Source organism: Polaribacter staleyi, from assembly GCF_038024045.1.
GTDB lineage: Bacteria > Bacteroidota > Bacteroidia > Flavobacteriales > Flavobacteriaceae > Polaribacter > Polaribacter butkevichii.
Map to the genome: position 1 here is coordinate 927,408 of NZ_CP150665.1, position 16,468 is coordinate 943,875.

The 16,468-nt window shown below is 30.5% G+C and carries 18 protein-coding genes; 8 read left to right on the forward strand and 10 right to left on the reverse strand.

The genetic code is table 11. The features are described from left to right. Window positions 1–134: 134 nt before the first annotated feature. The 10 genes from WHD07_RS03885 to WHD07_RS03930 all read right to left on the reverse strand — a co-directional run bounded on the left by WHD07_RS03885 (window position 135) and on the right by WHD07_RS03930 (window position 7,610). Window positions 135–1,136: a bifunctional oligoribonuclease/PAP phosphatase NrnA gene (locus tag WHD07_RS03885; RefSeq protein ID WP_343330140.1), complete on the reverse strand. Its 1,002-nt coding sequence runs from the start codon at window positions 1,134–1,136 to the stop codon at window positions 135–137. 137 nt (window positions 1,137–1,273) lie between these two features. After that, complete coding sequence (locus WHD07_RS03890) at window positions 1,274–2,197, reverse strand: leucine-rich repeat domain-containing protein (protein WP_343330141.1); 924 nt, start codon at window positions 2,195–2,197, stop codon at window positions 1,274–1,276. Further along, on the reverse strand, window positions 2,190–3,098 hold the full coding sequence (locus WHD07_RS03895; protein ID WP_343330142.1) for a hypothetical protein: 909 nt from the start codon (window positions 3,096–3,098) through the stop codon (window positions 2,190–2,192). Before WHD07_RS03895 ends, WHD07_RS03890 begins: the two co-directional genes overlap by 8 nt. A 227-nt stretch (window positions 3,099–3,325) precedes the next feature. Next, window positions 3,326–3,790 carry a nuclear transport factor 2 family protein gene (locus WHD07_RS03900; RefSeq protein WP_343330143.1) on the reverse strand — a complete coding sequence of 155 codons (465 nt, stop codon included), beginning with the start codon at window positions 3,788–3,790 and terminating at the stop codon, window positions 3,326–3,328. 154 nt (window positions 3,791–3,944) lie between these two features. Continuing rightward, on the reverse strand, window positions 3,945–4,700 hold the full coding sequence (locus WHD07_RS03905) for a LytTR family DNA-binding domain-containing protein (RefSeq protein ID WP_343330144.1): 756 nt from the start codon (window positions 4,698–4,700) through the stop codon (window positions 3,945–3,947). A 174-nt stretch (window positions 4,701–4,874) separates the two neighbouring features. Further along, window positions 4,875–5,186: a 2TM domain-containing protein gene (locus WHD07_RS03910; protein WP_105049031.1), complete on the reverse strand. Its 312-nt coding sequence runs from the start codon at window positions 5,184–5,186 to the stop codon at window positions 4,875–4,877. A gap of 4 nt (window positions 5,187–5,190) precedes the next feature. Further along, complete coding sequence (locus WHD07_RS03915; RefSeq protein WP_068449696.1) at window positions 5,191–5,478, reverse strand: 2TM domain-containing protein; 288 nt, start codon at window positions 5,476–5,478, stop codon at window positions 5,191–5,193. Window positions 5,479–5,480: 2 nt separating this feature from the next. Next, on the reverse strand, window positions 5,481–5,804 hold the full coding sequence (locus WHD07_RS03920; RefSeq protein ID WP_343330145.1) for a 2TM domain-containing protein: 324 nt from the start codon (window positions 5,802–5,804) through the stop codon (window positions 5,481–5,483). Further along, window positions 5,804–7,165 carry a 2TM domain-containing protein gene (locus tag WHD07_RS03925; protein WP_343330146.1) on the reverse strand — a complete coding sequence of 454 codons (1,362 nt, stop codon included), beginning with the start codon at window positions 7,163–7,165 and terminating at the stop codon, window positions 5,804–5,806. Before WHD07_RS03925 ends, WHD07_RS03920 begins: the two co-directional genes overlap by 1 nt. 31 nt (window positions 7,166–7,196) lie before the next feature. Next, window positions 7,197–7,610, reverse strand: coding sequence for a DUF2141 domain-containing protein (locus tag WHD07_RS03930; RefSeq protein WP_343330147.1), 414 nt, complete (start codon window positions 7,608–7,610; stop codon window positions 7,197–7,199). 617 nt (window positions 7,611–8,227) lie between these two features. On the opposite strand from WHD07_RS03930, the gene WHD07_RS03935 reads away from it, so the two are divergent. The 8 genes from WHD07_RS03935 (at window position 8,228) to WHD07_RS03970 (ending at window position 16,420) form a co-directional block, all read left to right on the forward strand. Further along, window positions 8,228–8,845, forward strand: a complete 618-nt coding sequence (locus WHD07_RS03935) for a GNAT family N-acetyltransferase (RefSeq protein WP_105049036.1) — start codon at window positions 8,228–8,230, stop codon at window positions 8,843–8,845. Then, entirely contained in the window at window positions 8,842–10,017 is a 1,176-nt protein-coding gene (locus WHD07_RS03940) for an argininosuccinate synthase (protein WP_343330148.1), read from the forward strand. The genes WHD07_RS03935 and WHD07_RS03940 overlap by 4 nt, the downstream gene beginning before the upstream one ends. A gap of 98 nt (window positions 10,018–10,115) precedes the next feature. Next, the gene (argC, locus tag WHD07_RS03945; RefSeq protein ID WP_105049038.1) at window positions 10,116–11,099 is read left to right on the forward strand and encodes an N-acetyl-gamma-glutamyl-phosphate reductase; all 984 of its coding nucleotides are present in this window, start codon (window positions 10,116–10,118) and stop codon (window positions 11,097–11,099) included. Window positions 11,100–11,340: 241 nt separating this feature from the next. After that, a complete protein-coding gene (gene proC, locus WHD07_RS03950; RefSeq protein WP_343330149.1) occupies window positions 11,341–12,132 on the forward strand; it encodes a pyrroline-5-carboxylate reductase in 792 nt (263 codons plus the stop codon). A 4-nt stretch (window positions 12,133–12,136) separates the two neighbouring features. Continuing rightward, window positions 12,137–13,267, forward strand: coding sequence for an aspartate aminotransferase family protein (locus WHD07_RS03955; protein WP_343330150.1), 1,131 nt, complete (start codon window positions 12,137–12,139; stop codon window positions 13,265–13,267). 75 nt (window positions 13,268–13,342) lie between these two features. Continuing rightward, window positions 13,343–14,539, forward strand: coding sequence for a glutamate-5-semialdehyde dehydrogenase (locus WHD07_RS03960; RefSeq protein WP_343330151.1), 1,197 nt, complete (start codon window positions 13,343–13,345; stop codon window positions 14,537–14,539). 92 nt (window positions 14,540–14,631) lie between these two features. Further along, window positions 14,632–15,396: a glutamate 5-kinase gene (proB, locus tag WHD07_RS03965; protein WP_105049042.1), complete on the forward strand. Its 765-nt coding sequence runs from the start codon at window positions 14,632–14,634 to the stop codon at window positions 15,394–15,396. 85 nt (window positions 15,397–15,481) lie between these two features. Continuing rightward, window positions 15,482–16,420 carry an acetylornithine carbamoyltransferase gene (locus tag WHD07_RS03970; protein ID WP_343330152.1) on the forward strand — a complete coding sequence of 313 codons (939 nt, stop codon included), beginning with the start codon at window positions 15,482–15,484 and terminating at the stop codon, window positions 16,418–16,420. Window positions 16,421–16,468: the final 48 nt, after the last annotated feature.

Sequence of the window (16,468 nt, forward strand, 5' to 3'; positions counted from 1 at the left end):
TTTTGTTAAAAATAAACAAAGTTGAAGAAATGTGATTTGTTTTTTAGGTTTTGTTAAAAATACATATAAAAAAAGAGGATTAACTTTATAGTTAAACCTCTTTCTAATATTATAAATTTCTTTGAAAATTATTCTTATTTCTTAAAATATTCAGGAATCAATCCTTTTAATTTTTCTAAAGTTTCATCTACAGTTAAATCACTCATACCTCCAGAAGCATTTGCATGTCCACCTCCATTAAAATGCTCTTTTGCTAACATATTTACCGGGTTTTCAGCACCCTTAGATCGAAAAGAAATTTTCATTATTCCATCTCTTTCTGTAAATACAATAGCAGCTTTCATTCCTTTTATGGATAAAACCAAGTTTGCCAAACTATCTGTATCTCCTTTTTTATATTGATATTTTGCCAATTCCTCTTTAGATAAAGAAATGATGGCCACATTATAATCGTATAAAATTTCTAATTTCTCACTCATTGCATATCCTTGCAAACGCAAACGAGTTTCGGTATTATTATCACTTAATTTTTCGTGAATTAAGTGATGTTCTACTCCTGCTGCTAATATTTTAGCTAAAACCTCGTGTGTTCTTGGTTTTACAGAATTGAATCTAAAACTACCTGTATCTGTTAAAATCCCTAAATATAAAGGGGTTCCTATTTTTTCGTCTAACAACTCTAAATGACCAGACTCTTCTATTAAATCTACAATTAATTGTGATGTTGAAGATGCTGTTGTTTCAGAAACCGTGATTGTAGGAAATTCTTCTGGATTTAAATGATGATCTATCATTATTTTCTTACAAGTTGCTGCTTCTAACAAAACTTGCATTTCTGGTCCTACTCTATTGGTTGCATTGTAATCTAAACAGAAAATTAAATCTGCTTTTTGCATTTGTGTTGTAACTTCCTCCGGATTTTCTTCCATTAAAAGAATCGACGAAGTATCTAACCAATCTAAAAAATCGGGAGCTTTATCTGGGTGACAAACAACCGCTTTCTTTCCTAACTTTTCTATAAAATAAAGCAAACCTAAAGAAGAACCTATAGAGTCTCCATCTGCAGATTTGTGTGCTGTAATAACGATGTTTGATGCAGCTTTAATTTCTGCTTCTATTTGTTGGTAAATATTCATGTAGTATGTTTTTCAATTGCAAATACCCAGCAATTGTATTTTTTTTTATGAGGATGCGAAGTTAGGTTTATTATTGTCTAGCCAAAAAACTAATTGAAGTTTAATTATTCGTAGATTATTTAATAAACAAATAAATACTAAAAAGAAGCAATAAAAAAACCTTTAAAAACTTTTCTCCACTTTATTTTATCAGAATTTGAAAGTGAATTATTGTCTAAAATGATACTATTTAAAGAATATTTGGCAGTAGAAAAAACTTCTGAAATAGTAGAAATTTCGCAATTATTAATATGTAAAAGCATTAAACTAGGCATTTTAATAAGCTCTTTGGGCAACTCCTTAAATTTATTATAACCTGCATGAAGTACCCTTATTTTTTTTAGGTTTTCCATTGTTTTAGGCAATGCTATTAAATGATTGTGCTCTAAATACAAATTATTTAAAGATGTTATTGTTCCAATTTCATTGGATAATTTTTTGATATTATTCTCGGTTAACCACAAAGAACGCAGTTTTGGTAATTTTGATAAAGCTGTAAACGTAGTTGAAGTCCCTAGTTGATTGTAAGATAAATTAAGACTAGAAATCGTCTTGATCCTAGCCATATTAATTGGTAACTTTTCTAAATTATTGTGTTGTAAATTCAAAAATTCAATTGGTAAAGAACCTAATAATTCCAACGTTTCTTCCAAATTAATATTCGGATTCTTATTTAATGATAAATGTTTTAAATTCTTAAATCGTACAATTGATTTTGGTATACTTTTTAAATCTAAACTATCTAAAATAAGGACTTCTAATTTTTCTGGATTCGGAATTTCACTAAAAGTTTCTTTTAAGTTTAACGAAATGTTTCCTGCAAGATTTAGCATTCTTAACTCTGTAAGTTTATTTAGTTTTTCTGGTGCAACTTTTAAAAACTGATTGCTTAGATCTAAACGATATAAAGTTTTATAATTTTCTGTTTCTATGGTTGTAAAAGTCGTTCCGAAAGAACGTTTGTACGTATTACAACTTTGTAATAAAACGGCGAATACAATATATATTAAAACCTTATTCATTTGTGTTTTGGGTATTAATACTACTATTAAATTCTAAAAACAGCTTATCTTTTTCACTTACATTCCAAGGAAAACGAGGGTTTAAGCCAAAACTATCATGCAATGTGTTTTGAACAAAGGCACCCAGTTTTTGTGAATTTATCCCTGCTTTCAAAAATCCTGAAAAAGAATCATTTTGATAACCGCCAAAAACATACAAATTGGCATAAAAAAGGTTTTTATAAGGAGCTTTTGTGTACCAAACATTTTTGCTTTCATCATCTGAATTCATCAAATTATTTGGCGTTTTGCTATAATCTTGCAATGGAGTAAACAACGAAACAGCCATACCAACATGAACTATTTCTTTAGGATTAACAACCCTACTGTAGCTCAGTTTTAGCATTCCTGTTTTTCCAAAATCTGTTCCTTCACCATAAAAAAGTTTTCCTGCTCTAAAATCGTTCTTTAACTGAATATTTATAGAACTGCCTTCATCGCTAAAACGCAACAGAAACTTACCTAACCTTTGATTAAAAGTACTTAATTCTTTTGGTAAAAATTCCTTTTCAAACCCAAATCCTATTCCGTAAAAGCTTTGCTTATTTTCTATTGTAGCCAATAAAGGACCATCCTCAAAAAAGGAAGAGCCTAAAAAATTGTTATTGTTTCCTATACCTAATAAAGTAAAAAAATCATACCCAAAATTTAAACCAGAAGTTTTAACCGTATGTTTTTTCAATAAATGACCACTATACAACGCAACACCTGTTTCCATAGATAAGTCATTAAATTGCGCTGTCCCTAAGCCATAAGCACCCAATTTAATTCCTTGGTTTTGATTTCCGAGTTGTATTTGTGCTTTTAATAAGAACCCTAAATTTACTTTAAATGATTGCGAATAAAAATTAGTTGCATTCATCATTAAAATTACAAAAACAAAGGTTTTTATAATTGCTGTTTTAAAATTGAAAAAAGTGAGAATATTTAAGATAATAACGGGTTTAATTGGTAATCAAATTTAAGGTATTCATTAACTTATAACACAAGTTTTTATTATAATTTTCAATTTTTTAATACAATAAATCGACAACTTAATAATTACTTAATTTTGATAAAGCTATTTTTTATGCAGTTGATTAGGTATTCTTATTTTTTTATAAAAATATCTAATCGATTGTTAGTAGTTTGCTGAATTTTATTTCTCATAAAAGAAGTCCATCCTATTAAGTAACCAGGAAGTCCCATTGCTTGCTTTGTCCAAGACCATAAATCAAAAGTGTCTAAATGTTGTATAATTTTACCATCTTTAAATTTAAAATCCGCAGAAACTCTATTAACCACTTTTCTTTTCTTGTCTCCATAAAGATATTCTGCAACCCAATTTGCTTTTCCGCTTTCTGCAGTTGCTTCTATATTACTAAAGTTAATAATAGTATCTTGTTTTTTCTGAGAAAGTAGCATTTCCCACATTTTAAAAGCTCTATCTCCTTCTAACCTACCAAATACAGCATCTTTAAAGACAATATCTTTATGATAACATTCTAGCATTCCTGTTACATTTCCATTAGAAAATGACGTGTAAAACTTCTTTATTACTTCCTTATTATCCATTTAGTTGCTGTTTTTTAATTGAGTTTAATATTAACGATGATATCACATCGTTTCAAAGTCCAATTATCAGAGGTTAGCGAAGTTATAAGAAAATACGCATGCAAACAAATCTAACTACAAACCTAGAGCTTCCTTTAAGAGTAAATTAACGGTTTCAGTCAATCCAATTTTTAAAATCTTTTACACGTTCTCTACTTACAATAATTTCTGTTTCGGTATACGAATCTAAAATCAATTTTAAACGAGAATTAGAAAAAGCAACAATGTCTTTTATCGCATTTATGTGTATAATAAAAGTACGGTTTACTCTAAAAAAATGTTCAGGGTTTAATTGTTCTTGCCAATACTCTAAAGAATTATCTAACAGGTGATTTCTATTTTCTTTGGTATGAATATAGGTCGATTTATTTTCGCTGTAAAAACACTCCACCTCATCTATATTTATAATTTTTATATGCTGTCCGACTTTAATTGTCAGTCTTTTCTTAAATTTTCTATCTACCGGATTGACCAATAGCTTACGAATATCATCTAAGTTTACTTGAACATCTGTTTTTTTTGGTTGATGCTCTTTAAACTTATCTACCGCAACTTTTAGTTCGTCTTCATCTAAAGGTTTTAATAAATAATCGATGCTATTTAGCTTAAAAGCTTTTAGTGCATATTCATCATAAGCAGTTGTAAAAATAATGGCAGATTTTACTTCAATTTCTTCAAAAATCTCAAAAGACAAACCATCAGAAAGCTGAATGTCTAAAAATATTAAATCTGGATGTTCATTGTTTTGCAACCAATTTAAAGACTCTTCTACAGAATGTAACATCTGCTGAACTTCTAAATTTAATGCTGCTAACATTCGGTTTAACCTTCTTGCTGCCGGTTTTTCATCTTCAATTATTAATACGTTCATGTGTTATAGGTTTGTGGTTTGTGAAAAATAAAAAAATTAAAATTAAACGCAAAGTTCGCAAAGAGTTTTCGCTAAGAGCGCAAAGAAAAAAATATAAAACTGTTCCTTTATTCTAATTTGTGCAAAAAACTCTGTGAATCTCAGCTTTTTCTCCGTTAATCTCTGTGTAAAACCCTACTTTTCCATCAATTCTTTTATTTTCTTTTCTTCCCAATCTTTACCAAAACCTAAAGATTGAAACCCGAAAACTCCCATCCAATGAAAAAACATTCCGATTCCCCAGAAAAGCCACGTAGAATATACTCCAAAATTAGAAAATGTATCTATAAAATTGTATCCACTTTGTGTTAAGCCAAAAATAATAACTCCGCTTATAAAAATGTTTACCAACACATACACTATTAAATGCACGTAAAACCCCTTAATAGCTTTTACTCTCTTTTTTGCTCTTATGTAACTCGCTTCTTGCGTAAAATCTTGTTGCATAACCTTAATTTTTATCGTTCATAAATTCTTGAATCTTCTTTTCTTCCCAATCTTTTCCTAACCCTAATAAGTTAAATCCAAAAACGGATAACCAGTGAAAGAAAAGTCCTGTTCCCCAACCACAAACAGAAAACCAAAACCAATGAAAATGAGGTTCGAATTTTAAGTTTGTAAAAATGATTACAGGAATTATAATACAGTAAACACTTAAATGTGTATAAAATCCTTTTATCTTTTTTACCCTTTTTTGAGCTTTATAAAAACGCTGTTGTTCTGTAAAATTAGATTCCATTTCTATCTTCTTTTATGTTGTTCGTTCATATATTTTGCAATCTTCTTTTGTTCCCAATCTTTGTCTAGAAACAACGACAATCCAAAAGTATTTAAAGCCTGAAAAACAATCCCTATTCCCCAATAAAACCAAATTTTATAATTATGATAATTAAACAACGCCTCGTTAAAAGTCTCTCCGTCATTTACATCACCAACAATAAAAATTGCACTTAAAAAAACATTTACAACCACATACGTTGCCATGTGTTTATAAAACTTAGCAATTTTTTCAACTCTATTTTTAGCTAATATATATTTCTGTTCTTGTGTAAATTCTCGTTCCATTACCTTCTGTTTTTATGTTGGTTTTCTTTATCCATCATTTCTTTAATCTTTCTATCTTCCCAGTTACTCCCTAAGAAAATATTATAATTATTTACTTCTAAAAAGTGAAACGCTAACCCCATTCCCCATCCAAAAATTGGAAACCAAAACCAATGAAACCCTGGAGAGAACCTTAAATTGATAAAAATTAAAAAAGGAATTACAATACAGTAAGAGGCTAAATTCTGATAAAATTCCTTTAATTTCTCTACTCTTTCTACTGCTTTTACATATTTGCTATTTTCTAAATCGTCTGTGTACATAATATCGTTCATTTTATATAAGAGAGGTAAACTCACCTTAAAAGTTTTGTTGTTGTTTTCTATTTTCACTCCTTTTTGAGTGATCAATCCATATCGATCTGCAATATTTTGCAACCCAACTTTGGTGCTTTTCCCTATTGCTTCTTTTGGATTTACGTTGTTTTCTATAATTAAATAACCGTCTTCTTCGTAAATTGATATTGTTAAAGGTTTAGAAGAAGAAACTACATTGTGTTTTACTGCATTTTCTAACAATAGTTGTAAAGAAAGTGGCACAATTTTTAACTCATTAGTACTTATAGTATCCGGAATATTAAATTTCACAGCATCTTCAAAACGCATCTCTAAGAGTTGCATATATGTTTTTGCAAATTTCAATTCTTCATCAATGGGTACTAAATCTTTATTTCTTTGTTCTAAAACATATCTATATACTTTAGATAATTTTGTGGTAAATTTTTCTGCTTGCGCAGGATTCTCGCCAATCAAACTGGTTAACACATTTAAACTATTAAATAAAAAATGCGGATCTAGTTGATTTTTTAAAGATTCAAATTTTGCGGTTTCTGTTTTTGCTACAATCTGTTGCTGCGTACTTTCTTGTGTCATGGCAGATTTCCAATTGACCATAAAGCCTTTGGCATGCAAAAAAGCGGCTACTCCTAATGAGAATATAATAGCAAATAAGTGTACCCAAACTAAATATCCTTTAAAAAAATCTTCAACCGGATTCCCAAAAAGAACTATATATTGAATATAATGAATGATTAAAACAGCAATAACAGTATATATTACGGTCAAAATAATTCCAGACCAAACCCTTTTATTGGTTTCTTTAACCCAATCCCATTTTGTATTTAAGTATTCATTAATTATTCCATTTCCTAAACCTAACGTAAAAGAATACATACCAGAAATTAAAAAAGTAAAACCAACCCCCTTTAAGTTAAATTGCTGATTTATAATCACAAAAATACTTCCTATAATTAAAGTAAGCTTTGTACAAACTATAAAATCGTGTTTAATTTTTTTATAGATATTTGTGTCTAATTTCTTCATTTTTGGGAGTTAATTTAGTAAAATAAACATACTAAAATTTAATTTCTAAAGATACATTTTTATCAGTAACACTAAATTTTGCATCGTCAAATTTAGGTGGACCAAAACTCATTACATTATTAGAAGCTCCATAATCTTCTAAAGGCATACCATTTGTTTTAAAATCCATTTTATGATTCTCATTTTTATCATGAAAACAAATAATGGCATATTCGCCAGGTTCTACATTTTTAAAAGTTACTGTACTTTTACCGTTGTTAATCATCACATTATTAGACTGTAATGGTTTCATTCTAAAATTAGTTTTGTCATACAAAGCAAAAGCTACTTTACCAGTATCTGAAGTAATATTTACAACGGTTGCTATTATTGTGTTGTTTTGAGCTGTTACTTTGTTTGTTATAAATAACATTGCGGTTCCTAAAATTGCGAAGATAAATTTCATAATAAATTGTTTTTAATGGTTAATTATGATACAAAGATGCAACTGAAGTCTTGTTTTTTAAATTAAAGAATACCGAGTTGTAACTTTTTAAGGCTGAATTGTAGTTTTCACATTAAATGAGGTTGTAATTATAAAATACACTTCTATTTTTAACAAAAAAAATTATGAAAAAAAGATTATTTAAGGTATCTGTTGATTTATTTTTAACGCAAACTTCAAATTTGTTTAAATTTAATAAAACTCACAAAAAACCGCTGCATTTTTGATAATACTTTTAAAAAAATATATACTTTAGCCGTATGATTACTACAAGAGAAAATAATTTATGTACTACAATAAGTCCCAGCTTGCGCTTGCGCAACCGCCGTCGCTAATATTCTACACTAGCAACAAATCAACTTATTACAGTATTTATCCATTTATTTTTTTATCGTGAACATTTCTTACAAAACTTACTTTCAATTTTTCGTTATTTTAACCAATAACAATATTAATGTACGACGTAGTTTCTCTATTCGCCCTTTGGGTGTTTAGACTATTATGGAATTTAGGTGAGTCCGATTCTGCATTCAAACAAATACAAACAACAACTTTAATAAAATTAAAAACACAATGCAATGGAAATTGTAATTGCTAACAAATCACATACTGTTTACGCAGATATTATTTGCAAAACAATAGAAGATGCTGCTCAGGTTAGAGGAACAGGTATCGCAAAAAGAAAACCAGAATACGTTGCCACAAAAATGGAAAACGGTAATGCAGTAATTGCCTTAGACAATGGTAAATTTGCAGGGTTTTGCTATATAGAGCAATGGGGACACGGTAAATTTGTTGCCAACTCTGGTTTAATTGTACATCCTGATTATAGAAATATAGGACTTGCTAAATCTATTAAACAAGTAATCTTTAAGCATTCTAGAACTAAGTTTCCAGATGCAAAAGTTTTTAGTATTACTACTGGTTTAGCAGTAATGAAACTAAATAGCGATTTAGGGTACAAACCGGTAACTTTTTCTGAACTTACAGACGACCAAAGCTTTTGGGATGGTTGCCAAACGTGTAGAAACTATGATGTTTTAACAAGAACAGATAGAAAAATGTGTTTGTGTACAGGGATGTTGTTTGACCCAAAAAATAATAATAAAGAAGCGTCTAAAGAAGTAAAAGAGAACGTTTTTCAAAAATTAAAAAATATTAAACAGAACTTGTTTCTAAAAAAAGATAAAAAATGAAAAAATTAGTTATTGCGTATAGTGGTGGTTTAGATACTTCTTATTGTGCCGTTAGTTTATCAAAAGAATATGATGTGCATGCCGTAAGTGTTAACACCGGTGGATTTACAACAGAAGAAATTAAACATATAGAAAGTAACGCCTACAAAATGGGAGTTACTACTTATAAAAATATTGATGCCGTTGCTACTTTTTACAATAAAGTAGTAAAGTATTTAATTTTTGGTAACGTTCTAAAAAATGCTACTTATCCGCTTTCGGTAAGTGCAGAAAGAATTATTCAGGCAATTGAAATTGTAGAATATGCAAAAAGTATTGGTGCAGAATATATTGCACACGGAAGTACAGGTGCAGGAAACGATCAAGTACGTTTTGATATGATTTTTCAAACCTTAGCTCCAGGAATCAAAATTATTACGCCAATTAGAGACCAAAAATTAACAAGACAAGAAGAAATAGATTATTTAAAGTCTGAAGGTATTGACATGCCTTGGGAAAAATCTAAATATTCGGTAAATAAAGGGCTTTGGGGAACTAGTGTTGGTGGAGTTGAAACATTAAAATCTGAACTTCCTTTACCTAGTGAAGCATACCCTTCTCAGTTAGAAAAAGAAGGTGAAGAAAAGGTTACCTTGACTTTTAAGAATGGAGAGTTTGTTGCCTTAAACGGACAAGAAAATAAACCAGAAGTAAATATTGAAAACCTAAATAATATTGCATCAAAATTTGCAATTGGTAGAGATATTCATGTTGGAGATACTATTGTGGGTACAAAAGGTAGAGTTGGTTTCGAAGCTGCTGCTGCTTTAATCACCGTAAAAGCACACCACTTGTTAGAGAAACATACCTTAACAAAATGGCAATTACAACACAAAGAATATTTATCTAGTTTCTACGGAATGCATTTACATGAAGGTCAATATTTAGATCCTGTAATGAGAGATACGGAAGCTTTTTTACAAAGTTCTCAAAAAATGGTTTCTGGGAATGTAGTGGTTTCTTTAAAACCTTATCATTTTTCTTTAGACGGAATTATTTCTGACCACGATTTAATGTCTAGTGCATTTAGTACGTATGGTGAAGAAAATAAAGCTTGGACAGCTGATGATGCAAAAGGATTTATTAAAATCTTAGGAAATCAGAATAAAATATATAGACAAGTAAATCAATAGTGTTGAAAATAGGTGTAATCGCGTAATTGTTTAACTGTTTATTACGCAACCAAACAATTACACGATTAAACAATTACACGGTTAAACATTTTTAAGAAATGAAAAAATTAGAAGTAGGAATTATAGGTGGCGCAGGTTATACAGCTGGTGAATTAATCAGATTATTATTGAATCACCCAGAAACAAATATCAATTTTGTGTACAGTACTTCTAATGCTGGCAATAAATTGTACAAAGTACATCAAGATTTAATTGGTGATACAGAAATAGATTTTACAAGCAAGATAAATACAGATGTTGATGTTTTATTTTTATGTTTAGGACATGGAAATTCAACTGCTTTTTTAGAGAAAACTACTTTTTCTGACAAGACAAAAATCATCGATTTAAGTAATGACTTTAGATTACTTGCAGATAAAAACTTTGAAGGAAAAGAATTTGTGTACGGTTTGCCAGAATTGGATAAAGAAAGTATAAAAACAGCAAAATACATTGCAAACCCTGGTTGTTTTGCTACTGCTTTACAATTGGCAATTTTGCCTTTGGCTGCAAACGGGTTGTTACAAAACGATATTCATATTAATGCAGTAACAGGTGCAACTGGTGCAGGAACTTCGCTTTCTGCAACAACACATTTTACTTATAGAGATAATAATTTTTCTCATTACAAAGCATTTAATCATCAGCATTTAGGAGAAATTAATCAGTCTGTAAAGCGTTTACAAAGCGATTTTAATTCGGAAATTAACTTTATGCCAAATAGAGGTAATTTTTCTAGAGGAATTTTTGCAACCACTTACACAAAGTTTGAAGGTTCTATAGAAGAAGCTACAAAAATGTACAAAGAGTATTATAAAGATGCTGCTTTTACATTTGTTTCTGATACGGATGTACACATGAAACAGGTTGTAAACACAAACAAGTGTATTATTGGTTTAGAAAAACACGGTAATAAATTACTAATTACAAGTACTATAGATAACCTTTTAAAAGGAGCTTCTGGAGCAGCAATTCAGAATCTTAATCTAATGTATGGTTTTGAAGAATCGTTAGGTTTAAATTTAAAAGCGAATTATTTTTAATCCCAGGTCGATAACCAAGAATTTATTTGACAAAGGATTGCCTCGTAATTATAATAGTAAAATAGGTTGTTAATTATTTGCTAGCCCGCGTTAGCGATTGAAACGGCATCCTTTTTTAGAGGTACGATAAAAAAGATATAGTGTAAAGCGCGACCTTTAGGGAACGCCCAAAATAGATTCCTGATTTTACAGGAAAGACAAATTAAAGAACAAGGTTTTTAACTTTGAAATATATTTTATTATGAAAGTAGCAATTATTGGAGCAGGAAGTTTAGGACAATCTATAGCCAAGGGTTTATTAAAAAATAAGGTGGTGAGTTCTTTGTATTTAACAAAAAGAAACACCCACTCTATTAAAGGTTTTGATGACTATAACGAAGTTATTTTAACTTCTAACAACGAAGAAGCTATTAAAAATTCTGATATTTTAATTTTTGCGGTACAACCACGCCATTTAGAAAATATCTTAAACACTGTAAAACCGTTGTTAAAAGAAAATCATGTTTTAATTTCTGTAATTACAGGATTTTCTCTAGATAAAATTGAAGCCATTGTTGGAGCCGACAAATATATTATTCGTTCTATGCCAAACACAGCTGCTTCTGTTGGGCAATCTATGACCTGTCTTTCTCCGAATACAAAAGGAAAAGAAAAAGTGGAATTGGCAAAAACTATTTTTAATAGTTTAGGGCTTTCTATGGTAATTCCGGAAGAACAATTACAAGCTGCTACTGTTATTTGTGCAAGCGGAATTGCTTTTTGGATGCGCTTAATCCGTGCAACAACACAAGGTGCTATTCAATTAGGTTTTGAAGCCGATGTGGCACATGAATTAGCAATGCAAACTTGTTTTGGAGCAGCTACTTTATTAAAAGAATCTGGCAGACACCCAGAAGCAGAAATAGACAGAGTAACCACTCCTGGTGGTTGTACAATTGAAGGTTTAAACGAAATGGAACACCAAGGTTTAAGCTCGTCTTTAATTACAGGAATCAATAAATCTTTTGAGAAAATCAACCAAATAAAAAACTAAAATCATGCCATTATTTAACGTTTACCCTTTATATAATGTAACTCCAGTAAAAGCAAAAGGAGTTTATGTTTATGATGATAATAAAACAGAATATTTAGACTTGTACGGAGGTCATGCCGTAATTTCTATTGGTCATTCGCATCCTAAATATGTAGAAGCTGTTTCTAAGCAGGTTTCTAAATTAGGTTTTTATTCGAATGCTATTCAGAATCCTTTACAAGTTCAATTAGCTAATAAATTAGAAGCACTTTCTGGTTGTAAAGACTACGAATTATTTTTATGTAATTCTGGTGCAGAAGCAAACGAAAACGCATTAAAACTAGCTTCTTTTAAAACGAACAAGTCTAGAGTTATTGCTTTTAAAAATGGTTTTCATGGTAGAACTTCTGCTGCCGTTGCTGCAACTGATAATAAAAATATTATTGCACCAATTAACGCGCAACAAAAAGTTACTATTTTAGATTTAAATGATATTGATAGCGTAAAAACAGAACTTGAAAAAGGAGATGTTTGTGCCGTTATTGTAGAGTTTATACAAGGAGTTGGTGGTTTAGACCAAGCAACTGCAGCATTTTTTGAACAAGTAGATGTACTTTGTAAAGCAAACAATACTTTTTTTATTGCGGATGAAGTACAGTCTGGTTATGGTAGATCTGGTAAGTTTTTTGCTTTTCAGCATTATAATGTAACTCCAGATGTTATTTCTATTGCTAAAGGAATGGGAAATGGTTTTCCTATTGGAGGAATTTTAATTCACCCAAGTATCGAATCTAAATTTGGAATGTTAGGAACTACTTTTGGAGGAAATCACTTGGCTTGTGCTGCAGGTTTAGCTGTTTTAAATGTTATTGAAGAAGAAAACTTAATAGACAACGTAAATGAAATGTCTTGCTATTTCTTAAAAATTGCAAAGACAATTCCGCAGATAAAAAATATTAAAGGAAAAGGATTAATGCTTGGTTTAGAGTTCGACTTTGAAGTTGGAGAATTACGCAAGAAATTAATTTACGATTATCAGATATTTACTGGTGGCGCAATGAATAAAAATTTGTTAAGAATTTTACCTCCACTAACCATTAATAAAGGGCACATCAATCAATTTTTTGAAGCTTTGGTTGAAGCCTTAGAAGAGTAAATAATTATAAACACAGAATTCGATAAGATTTTTTAGAATTGATACTGAGAACTGTAAACTGAATACTAAAAGAATATGAACACGTTATTATCCATAGAAACTAGAAACGCCGTACTACTTACAATGGCAGAACTTCTTGAAAAAGAAAGAAAATCTATTATTAGCATCAACAAAAAAGATTTAGAAGCGTATAAAGGTGAAGACATTTCTATGTTTGATCGCTTAAAAGCAGATGATAAGAAGGTTGATGAAATGATTGCTGCTGCCAAACATTTAGCTTCGCAAGATGACCCTGTAGGTGTAGAGCGTTTTAGCTTTAAGCATGATAACGGAATGCAAGTGTATAACAAAACAGCTTCTTTTGGTACGATTCTTATTATTTATGAATCGAGACCAGATGTTACTGTAGAAGCAGCCGGTATTGCATTTAAATCTGGAAATAAAATATTATTAAAAGGTGGTAAAGAATCTTTACAATCTAATTTAAAAATTGTAGAATTATGGCACCAGGCTTTAAAAATGCACAATGCTTCTACAGATTGGGTAGAATATTTACAATTTAACAGAACAGAAACACAAGCATTTTTAGAAAAACCAACTCAGAAAGTAGATTTAATTGTACCAAGAGGTGGAGAACGTTTGATTGCTTTTGTGAAAGAACATGCTACTTGCCCCGTTATTATTAGCGGACGAGGAAACAACTTTGTGTATGTAGAAAAAGAAGCCGATTTAGATATTGCTGTTGATGTAATTATCAACGGAAAATCTAAAATATCTGCTTGTAACGCGGTTGATAAAGTTTTAATTGATAAAAACTTACCAAATAAAGAAGCGTTTATCAATAAACTAATTGCTAAATTAAATACTGCTAAAATTCAAGTTTTAGGGGATGCAACTGTTGCTAAAAACCATAAATTAGAAGAGATTTCATCAAATGAAGTTTGGTACGAAGAGTTTTTAGATTATAAAATTGTAATAGGTGAAATAGCTTCTAATGCTGACGCTATTGCCATGATTAACAAATATGCTGGCGGACATTCTGCTGCCATTATTACCAAAGAAATTAAAGTTGCTAAAGTGTTTATGGAAAACGTAGATACTGCAGTGGTTTATCATAATGCTTCTACTCGTTTTACAGATGGTGGTCAATTAGGTTTGGGTGGCGAATTAGCGATTAGTACAGACAAATTACACCAACGTGGGCCAATTGGTTTGCAACACTTGGTTACCAACAAATGGTACGTTCATGGAAACGGACAAGTGAGAAGTTAACAATTTTAGTTGGCAGTTTTTCAGTCGCAGTTGGCAGTCAAAACTACAGTCACAGGTTACAATCACAGTAAGCAGTTGAAAAAACAAATACAATGCAAAAAAAGAAACGAATTTTACTAAAAATAGGTTCTAACACACTTACCAAAGAAACAGATAATATTTCTAGAGGTAAAATTGAAGATATTGCAAACCAAATTGCAAAACTACAAGATACTTGCGAGTTTATTATTGTGAGTTCTGGCGCTATTGCTGTTGCAAAACAGTTTGTAAAATTAGAAAGCAAACACGAAGAAGTTTTTGTAAAACAGGCTTTGGCTTCTATTGGTCAGCCACATTTAATTAGAATCTATCAAGAAATTTTTAGAGAATACGGTTTGTTGAGTTCTCAATGCCTTCTCTCCTATTCAGATTTTGAAAAACAACAAAGTAAAACCAATATTGTAAACACTATTAATGTGTTGGTAAACAATAATTACATTCCTATTATTAACGAAAATGATACGGTTGCAACCGATGAAATTCAGTTTGGTGATAATGATAAACTAGCCGCTTTAACGGCTACTTTATTAAATGTAGATTTGCTAATTATTGCCACAAACACCAACGGAATTTACACCAAAGAGTCTTTTAAAAACAACGCGCCAGAAACTATTTTGGTGGTTGAAGATTTTGACCATTTAAAAGACGAAGTTGTAAATTCTAAATCATCCCACGGAAGTGGTGGAATGGCTTCTAAAATTGAAGCTGCAGAACTTGCAAAAAACGCAAACATAGAAACTTGGATTGTAAATGGTTTAGAAGACAATTTTATAACCAATGCTTTTGATAATAAGGTTGCGTTTACAAAAATAAAATAAAAAGTGTAACTCTTTAAAAGTGTAATTATTTAGTAGTCTAAGTACTTTTAAATAATTTAACGATTTAAACGATTAAACAATAAAAATGAAAAATTACATCTCTATAAGCGACATAGAACATATTGACAATTGGATTCTAGAAGCGAAAGAAATAAAAAGAAAACCTCTAAGTAATAATCACTTAGGAAAAAACAAAACATTAGGATTGTTATTCTTTAATTCGAGCTTACGTACGCGTTTAAGTACCCAAAAAGCTGCGTTAAATTTAGGTATGGATCCTATTGTGATGAATGTTTCGGGTGATGCTTGGGGAATTGAATTTGGAGATGGAACTGTAATGAATGGAAACACTGCAGAACATATTAAAGAAGCTGCCGCTGTAGTATCTCAATATTGCGATATTATTGCTGTAAGAGCTTTTCCTACCTTAACGGATAAAGAACTAGACGAATCAGAACAGATTTTAAATTCATTTGTTCAATTTGCTTCTGTACCCGTTGTAAGTATGGAGAGTGCAACAGGTCACCCATTACAAGGGTTAACAGATGCTATTACTATTTCTGAAAATACAACCAAAAAGAAACCAAAAGTGGTTTTAAGTTGGGCGCCACATGTAAAGGCTTTACCACATGCGGTTGGAAATAGTTTTGTACAAGCTATGCAAAAAATGGATGTTGAATTTGTAATTGCAAATCCGGAAGGATATAATTTGAATCCAGAAATTACAAAAGACACACCTATTTATCACAATCAAGAAGAAGCTTTAAAAGATGCCGATTTTGTGTATACTAAAAACTGGAGCTCTTATGATGACTACGGAAAAGTTTTAAAGACAGATTTAGATTGGATGATTACCAAAGACAAAATTGGTGATGCTAAGTTTATGCACTGCTTGCCGGTTAGAAGAAATGTTGTGGTAGAAGATGCCGTTTTAGATTCTGACAACTCTTTAGTTATTGAGCAAGCAAATAATAGAACTTATGCAGCTCAATTGGTATTAAAAAAGATATTAGAAAATAACTAACGTCATTGCGAGGTAAGAAGCAATCTACCTAATTAAGAGATTGCTTCG